Source organism: Psychroflexus montanilacus (assembly GCF_020164535.1).
In the GTDB taxonomy this organism is placed as follows: domain Bacteria; phylum Bacteroidota; class Bacteroidia; order Flavobacteriales; family Flavobacteriaceae; genus Psychroflexus; species Psychroflexus montanilacus.
Genome location: NZ_JAIQZC010000002.1, coordinates 449,869 through 458,041 on the forward strand (window position 1 = coordinate 449,869; position 8,173 = coordinate 458,041).

The following is an 8,173-nucleotide window of genomic DNA, read 5'->3' on the forward strand; positions in this document are numbered from 1 at the left end:
TTCACCATTTCAACATTAAATGCTTAGGGACGCATCGTTAGTTATTATACTCATTTTTTCAACTATTGTCTTTTCTACAAACAGTTTTGCTCAATACGTAAGAACAGATCCAAATACTTTTTCTAGCCAAGAACTTATTGAAGATGTACTTTTTTCAAGCAATTGTGTTGAAAATGTTCAAATTCTAGAAAGCATTTCTGGAAACTTTAATGATGGTATGTTGAGTTTTGGTTTCTTTGAAAGCATCGATTCAAACTTCCCTTTTGAAAGCGGACTCGTGCTTAGCACAGGCAGACTGGACAATGTGGATGGACCAAACGACACTCTAAGCGATGATGATGCGCCAGGCTGGACTGGGGATGCAGATCTGGAAAATAGTCTTGGTATTTCTGGGACTATTAATGCCACAGTGATGCGCTTCACCTTCACGCCCAATGCGCAAAACATAAGCTTTCGTTATATTTTTGCTTCCGAAGAATACCAGGAAAACAATTCCAATACTTGCATCTACTCAGATGCCTTTGCCTTTTTAATTCGGCCCGTTGGAAGCCAGAACTATGAAAATATTGCTGTCATTCCAGGCACCCAAACCCCTGTATTGGTTACCACCGTTCGCCCTGAAATTCCTGGAGCCTGTGAAGCTTTAAATGAAGAATTCTTCGGACAGTTCAATGGAACAGACGCTCCCATAAATTTCAATGGCCAAACTGCTATCCTCACCGCGGAAGCAGAAGTTATTCCTAATCAAGACTATGAAATAAAGCTTGTTATCGCTGACGAGCAAAATTACAGATATGATTCCGCAGTGTTTTTGGAAGCCAACAGCTTCAATGTAGGATTCAATCTTGGTATTGACAGAACAGGATCTAATTCTTTATGTGAAACCGAAGAATTACAATTAGAAATTCCACAAAACCTTCAAGCCAATCCTATCACATGGTTATATAATGGAACTCCGATTCCAGGTGAAACAGATTCAACTTATCTAGTTTCTGAAGCTGATTTTGGTGCAGGAACATATTCAGCAAAAGTCGATTTGGGTAATGGTTGTATTGCGACAGATAACATAGAAATTAACTACGAATCGCCAACCAGTGCTGGTATTTTAAGACTTGCCCAATGCACAGCTGAAGATTCTGATGTCATTTTTAATCTAAATTCGATTGTACCTCAATTGAATGAACAGGGATTTAATCTTATTCCGCTTAACTATTTTGAGACATTTGCGGCTGCAGAAACAAATTCTAACCCTATAAATGACCCAGAGACTTTCATTTCCTCTCCAGGCGAAAATGTCTTTGTGAGATTAGCAAACCCTTTTGGTTGTGTCTCCATTTCAGAAATTGAACTTGTTACTGAGTTTACTCAATTCCCTGAAGTCAGCATTGAGACCTGTTCCCCTTCTGATGAGGACATGGTATCCTTTGATCTTTTTTCTACAGTAAATCGAATCCAAAATGAAAGCAACATAACTCAGGGAAATATAAGTATTTTCAGAAGTGAAGCTGAAGCTGCAAATGCACAAAATCCAATATCAGGAACTGTGATTAGGATTGCAAAAGAAAATTTGCCAGCAACTTATTATGCAAGGGTTTCTAATTCACTAGGTTGTAGAGGTCTCATTCCTCTAAATTTCGATGCTTCCTCTCAAGTAGAAGTTGATGACCCAGTAGTCGATGTAATCTTCTGTAGAGGAGATAATTCTATACTACTAGATTCTGGCTTTGATCAGTCTTTCTATGATTTCACATGGTCAGATGGCAGAACTTCATCTAGAATTTCGGTAACAGAGCCTGGCATGTATGAAGTTCTGATCGATCTCCCAAACGCACCAGATCAAAATTGTTCCGCCTTGAAAACTTTCAATGTAGAAATTTCTTCACAGGCTGAAATCGACTACAAACTTTTAGGATCGGTGGGCAGTTATTCAGTAGAAATCATAGCGAATGGCGAAGGAGAATATGAGTTTTCACTCAACGGCTCCAGCTTTCAACAAAATCCAGTTTTCACTGAAGTGGAAGCTTTCAACACCACCCTAGTGAGAGACATTTTAGGGTGTGGCGTGACTCAGTTGTCATTTTCTAGCCTAGTGTTTCCAGAGTTCTTCACACCAAATCAAGACGGTATCAATGACTTCTGGTTTCCTGAAGGCCTTAGCGCATCCAGTTTCAATTTGATTTCCCTTCAGATTTTTGATAGATATGGAAAGTTAATTTCAGTTTTAAATTCAAATTCTCGTGGCTGGAATGGAACCTACAATGGAAAAGAAATGCCTCAGGATGATTATTGGTTTAGAGCAAATTTTGAAAACCAGGCTAGCATCCAAGGCAATTTCACATTGAAACGCTGATTTCACACTCCCTTTTCTTCGGAATTTGATACCTGTGAAAGTAATGCCAAAGGAATGATTATATCTTTGCGTTGACTTCAAAGCAGATTATCTTAGCATGAATTAATTTGTATGAAAGCGACAGGATTAAAATAAACACATGAAATTTAATTTAAAGTCTGATTTTAAGCCTACTGGAGACCAGCCACAAGCCATTGATAAATTGGTTCAGGGGATCAATAGCAACGATCGTTACCAAACCTTATTGGGCGTCACGGGGTCCGGAAAAACCTTTACCATGGCCAATGTGGTTGAAAGTGTGCAAAAACCAACTTTGGTCCTGGCGCATAACAAAACCCTTGCCGCGCAATTGTATTCAGAATTTAAAGCCTTTTTTCCAGAAAACGCTGTTGAATATTTCGTGTCTTATTACGATTACTACCAGCCGGAAGCTTTTATTCCTTCCAGCGGGACTTATATTGAGAAAGATTTATCCATCAATGACGAGATCGAAAAGCTGAGACTAAGCACGACATCCTCTCTACTTTCAGGAAGACGAGATGTATTGGTAGTCGCTTCGGTAAGCTGTTTATATGGTATTGGTAATCCGGTTGAATTCCAAAAGAATGTGATTCAAGTTGAAGTGGATCAACAGATCCCAAGAACAAAACTGCTTCAGCGTTTGGTTCAAAGTTTATATTCCAGAACTGAGGTTCAGTTTAACCGCGGCAATTTCAGAATAAAAGGAGATACCTTGGATATTTTTCCTGGTTATGCAGATCATGCTTACCGCATTCACTTTTTTGGAGATGACATTGAAGAAATTGAAGCTTTTGATGTCGATACCAACGAAATCATGGCCAAATATGATAAGCTAAACATCTATCCCGCCAATATTTTCGTGACCTCGCCTGATGTGTTGAACTCTGCTATTGATCAAATCGCCATTGATCTTGGCAAACAGATTGAATACTTCAAAGAGATTGGAAAGCCTTTAGAAGCCAAGCGAATTGAAGAGCGTACGAATTTTGATCTGGAGATGATTAAAGAACTGGGCTATTGCTCAGGGATTGAAAACTATTCGAGATATCTGGATGGCAGGCAACCAGGCACCAGACCTTTCTGTTTGCTGGACTACTTCCCAGACGATTATTTGATGATTGTGGACGAAAGTCACGTGACTATTCCACAGGTTGGCGCTATGTATGGCGGAGACCGTTCCAGAAAAGAAAATTTGGTAGACTATGGATTTAGATTACCTGCAGCCATGGACAACCGGCCTTTGCGACTGGAAGAATACGAAGCTTTGCAAAATCAGGTGGTTTACGTGAGTGCTACCCCTGCAGATTATGAACTTCAGAAATGTGATGGTGTATATGTGGAACAAGTGATTAGACCAACTGGTCTATTAGATCCTGTCATTGAAGTCCGTCCAAGTCAAAATCAAATCGATGATTTAATTGAAGAAATCAACATACGCGTTGAAAAAGATCAGCGGATTTTGGTCACCACCCTAACCAAACGTATGGCGGAAGAACTCACCAAATATTTAACGCGGGTCAAAATCAGAACCCGTTACATCCACAGTGATATCGACACCCTGGAGCGTGTAGAAATTATGTCTGATTTACGAAAAGGCGTTTTTGATGTATTGGTAGGAGTCAATCTTTTGAGGGAAGGCTTGGACTTGCCGGAAGTTTCTTTGGTGGCGATTTTAGACGCAGATAAAGAGGGCTTCCTGAGAAGCAACCGAACCTTAACCCAAACCATTGGTCGGGCTGCGCGTCATCTTGAAGGCAGGGCGATTTTGTATGCTGATAAAATCACTGAAAGCATGCAAAAGACAATCGATCAGACCGAATACAGAAGATCCAAACAAATCGAATACAATACCAAACACAACATCACACCTCAGGCGCTTAAAAAAGCACACAATTCAGCCTTAAGCGGTAAAAAAGAAAAGCCCTACGAAGTTATTGAAACGCCTACTTTGCAAGCTGCTGAAGAAGCTGCTGAAAATTATAATGAAACCGACTTGAAAAAGAGAATGACGGTCGTGAGAAAATCTATGGAAAAAGCGGCAAAAGATCTGGATTTTATGGAAGCGGCGCGTTTTAGGGATGAACTAAAAATGCTTCAGGACAAACTAGAAAAGGAGAAAGCCTAAGTGGTTATCTGAACTGAGTTTTTGACATAAAATCCCAAACACAAACACCAGCTGTGACTGATATGTTCAAAGAATGCTTAGTACCTAACTGTGGAATTTCTAGAACGGCATCAGATGCATCAACAACTGCTTGTTGTACGCCTTTTACTTCATTTCCAAAAACAAAAGCATAAGTTGTATCACTTTCAGGTTGAAACTCACTTAGACCCACTGAATCTTCAGCTTGCTCGATCGACATCACCTGAACCTCTTCAGCTTTTAGTTCTTCAATCAGTTCTAAAGTACTTTCGCGATAAGACCAGTCTACGGTTTGAGTGGCTCCCAAAGCTGTTTTTTGGATGTCTTTATGAGGAGGAGTTGCTGTTATACCACACAAATAAATCTTCTGAATCAAAAATGCATCGGCGGTTCTAAACACCGAACCAATATTATTGAGACTTCTAATGTTATCCAAAATTAAAATCAAAGGCGTCTTCGCTGAAGCTTTAAACTCTTCATCTGACTTCCGTATAAGCTCGCTATTTTTTAATTTTCTAGGCATAACTTGGTTTAAAACAAAAAACCCTTTGAAAAATCAAAGGGCTTGTACTCGGAGCGGGACTTGAACCCGCACGACCGCAATGGTCATTGGATTTTAAGTCCAACGTGTCTACCAATTCCACCATCCGAGCAGAAAGAGCGAAAGACGGGATTTGAACCCGCGACCCTCACCTTGGCAAGGTGATGCTCTACCCCTGAGCTACTTTCGCGTAGATTATTGCGAGTGCAAATTTAATATATTAATTGATTTGTCAAAACCTTTTCGAGAAAATATAAAAAAATTACTTCTTGGTTTTTGGGGCTATAAGACGCTTGATCTCATTCAGTTTCATCAGGGCTTCCACTGGCGTTAAGGTATCGATATCTAACCTGAGAATTTCTTCCTTAATCTGCTCAAGCAGAGGATCATCCATATTGTAAAAACTTAATTGCGGTTCAGGTTGAACGGCTTGCTTTATCGCATTGAAATCGTCATCAGAATCTCTTAATGATTCCAGTTTCTTCAAAATGGTATTCGCTTTTTGAATTACATACTGTGGCATACCTGCCATTTTTGCGACATGAATCCCAAAACTATGCTCACTTCCTCCAGGCACGAGTTTTCTTAAAAACAAGACTTTGTCCTTTAATTCTTTTACAGACACATTGAAGTTTTTAATCCGTTCAAATTGTTTGGACATTTCATTCAGCTCATGATAATGCGTAGCAAATAGAGTTTTGGCTTTACTTGGATGTTCGTGTAAAAATTCAGCAATCGCCCAGGCAATAGAAATCCCATCGTAAGTACTTGTTCCTCGCCCTATTTCATCTAATAAGATAAGGCTCCTGGCTGAAAGGTTATTCAAAATACTAGCCGATTCATTCATCTCCACCATAAAGGTAGATTCTCCCATGGAGATATTATCACTCGCTCCTACTCTAGTAAAAATTTTATCAACCAAACCAATTTCTGCTGAAGTGGCTGGCACAAAGCTTCCCATTTGTGCAAGTAAAACTATTAAAGCCGTCTGTCTTAATAAGGCAGATTTACCACTCATATTGGGTCCCGTAATCATTATGATCTGATCGGTCTCCTGATCTAAATAAAGGTCATTACTGATGTATTCGTCTTCAGCTTTCAATTGCATTTCAATCACAGGATGCCTACCTTCTTTAATAGATAAATTAAAACTTTCATCTATTGAGGGTTTCGCATAATTATGTTCTAGAGCAAGTTGCGCAAATCCAGACAAACAATCCAATTGAGCAATTTGAAACGCATTTTGTTGGATGACTTTAATATAATCTTGAGTCCAAATGACAAGTTCTTGAAAAAGCTTTTGCTCTAAGACTGATATTTTTTCTTCAGCTGATAAAATCTTTTCCTCATAGATTTTCAATTCTTCGGTGATATAGCGTTCTGCGTTGACCAGGGTTTGCTTTCTGGTCCATTCGGCAGGAACTTTATCTTTGTGTGTATGCCTGACTTCAAAATAGTAACCATAAACGTTGTTACTTCTAATTTTTAAGCTAGGGATGCCCGTTTTTTGAGATTCAGATTGAAGCATCTCTTCCAGATAATCGTGACCAGAAAAGGCCATTTTTCTATACTCATCCAGTTCATCAGAATAGCCAGATTTAATAGCATTTCCTTTGAAGATATTCACGGGAGGCTCTTCTGAAATAGACGAGTTAATCTTATTTCGTAAGACATCACACGGGTTTAAATGGTCTGCAATGGTCACCAAGGCTTCATATTTAGAAGTATTGAGTGTCTCTTTACAGGAATAAATGATATCCAGTGAATTTTTAAGCTGAAGGATTTCACGAGGATTGATTTTTTGAGTCGCTACTTTAGATACTAAACGCTCTAAATCGTTGATCTCTTTAAGATAGGATCTTATCTCATTTTGAAGGCCTGGATGATCTTTCAGATGAGAAACGGTATCAAGACGTTGGTCGATTTTATATTTTGTTTTAAGTGGAAAAGCAAGCCATCGCTTAAGCAGTCTGCTCCCCATTGCAGACACAGTTTTGTCTATGATATCAATAAGCGAAACCCCTTCTGAAGATGTCGATTGATACAATTCAAGATTTCTAATGGTGAATTTATCCATCCAGACATAGTCTTCCTTAGGAATTCTAGATAAGTTGTTGATATGCTGAAGTTGTGAATGATTTGTTTCAGACAAATAATGCAGAATGGCCCCTGAAGCTATTATTCCTTCATTAAAATCCTGAATTCCAAACCCTTTAACTGAAGTAGTATTGAAGTGAGAATTGATAAGGTTGCTTGTAAAATCAAATTTAAACACCCAATCCTCTAAGTAAAAATAAGGCTGCTGGCTTCCGAGTTGCTCGGCTAATTGATTTTTTTGTTTTTTTGAAATAAGAATTTCGCTGGGTGAAAAATTTTGAATCAATTTATCGACATCCTCCAGACTACCTTCGGAAACTAAAAATTCACCGGTTGAAACATCCAGAAAAGAAATGCCATAATTATCTTTTGAACCTAATGCAATTGCACATAGGAAGTTGTTATCATTTCGTGACAACACATCGTCATTAAACGATACACCGGGAGTAATCAATTCGGTCACTCCTCTTTTGACAATTGTTTTGGTCTGCTTAGGATCTTCCAGTTGGTCGCATATAGCAACTCTTAAACCTGCCTTAACAAGCTTGGGTAAATAAGTATTGAGAGAATGATGAGGAAAACCAGCAAGTTCGGAACGTTCACCTCCATTATTTCTGTTGGTAAGTATGATATTGAGAATTCGAGAGGCGTTAACAGCATCTTCTCCGAAGGTTTCATAGAAATCACCAACTCTAAACAACAACATCGCATCAGGATATTTATCCTTGATGGTGTTATACTGTTTCATTAAAGGAGTTGTCTTAGGAGACTTAGATTTGGCCACGATTTTTTATGGCTAAAATACTAAATTGAACAAGGATATAGAACTAGAATACTCAAACTATAACAAAATAAAAAACCCTTCATTACGGTTGTAATGAAGGGTTTCTTTGTAAGAAGGCGGCGACCTACTCTTCCACGGTATGTAGTACCATCGGCGCTAACGGGCTTAACTGCTCTGTTCGGAATGGGAAGAGGTGAGCCCCGTTGCTATAACCACCTTAAATCGTATCCCCTCTTG

Annotated in this window: 4 protein-coding genes, 2 tRNA genes and 1 rRNA gene; 2 read left to right on the forward strand and 5 right to left on the reverse strand. The window is 39.0% G+C overall.

The window, feature by feature from the left end; all coding sequences use genetic code 11:
- The first annotated feature begins 19 nt into the window (after nucleotides 1-19).
- Together LB454_RS08900 and uvrB are read left to right on the forward strand one after the other, a co-directional pair.
- The gene (locus LB454_RS08900; RefSeq protein ID WP_224464313.1) at nucleotides 20-2,350 is read left to right on the forward strand and encodes a T9SS type B sorting domain-containing protein; all 2,331 of its coding nucleotides are present in this window, start codon (nucleotides 20-22) and stop codon (nucleotides 2,348-2,350) included.
- A gap of 139 nt (nucleotides 2,351-2,489) precedes the next feature.
- On the forward strand, nucleotides 2,490-4,496 hold the full coding sequence (gene uvrB / locus LB454_RS08905; RefSeq protein WP_224464314.1) for an excinuclease ABC subunit UvrB: 2,007 nt from the start codon (nucleotides 2,490-2,492) through the stop codon (nucleotides 4,494-4,496).
- 4 nt (nucleotides 4,497-4,500) lie between these two features.
- On the opposite strand, the gene LB454_RS08910 is transcribed toward uvrB, so the two are convergent.
- The 5 genes from LB454_RS08910 to rrf all read right to left on the reverse strand — a co-directional run bounded on the left by LB454_RS08910 (nucleotide 4,501) and on the right by rrf (nucleotide 8,156).
- Entirely contained in the window at nucleotides 4,501-5,037 is a 537-nt protein-coding gene (locus tag LB454_RS08910; RefSeq protein WP_224464315.1) for an RNA methyltransferase, read from the reverse strand.
- 45 nt (nucleotides 5,038-5,082) lie between these two features.
- Nucleotides 5,083-5,167 (reverse strand) — tRNA-Leu (locus LB454_RS08915).
- Nucleotides 5,168-5,173: 6 nt separating this feature from the next.
- Nucleotides 5,174-5,245, reverse strand: a tRNA-Gly gene (locus tag LB454_RS08920).
- A 72-nt stretch (nucleotides 5,246-5,317) separates the two neighbouring features.
- The gene (gene mutS / locus LB454_RS08925; protein ID WP_262902775.1) at nucleotides 5,318-7,900 is read right to left on the reverse strand and encodes a DNA mismatch repair protein MutS; all 2,583 of its coding nucleotides are present in this window, start codon (nucleotides 7,898-7,900) and stop codon (nucleotides 5,318-5,320) included.
- Nucleotides 7,901-8,047: 147 nt separating this feature from the next.
- Nucleotides 8,048-8,156: ribosomal RNA gene (rrf, locus tag LB454_RS08930) — 5S ribosomal RNA — on the reverse strand.
- Nucleotides 8,157-8,173: the final 17 nt, after the last annotated feature.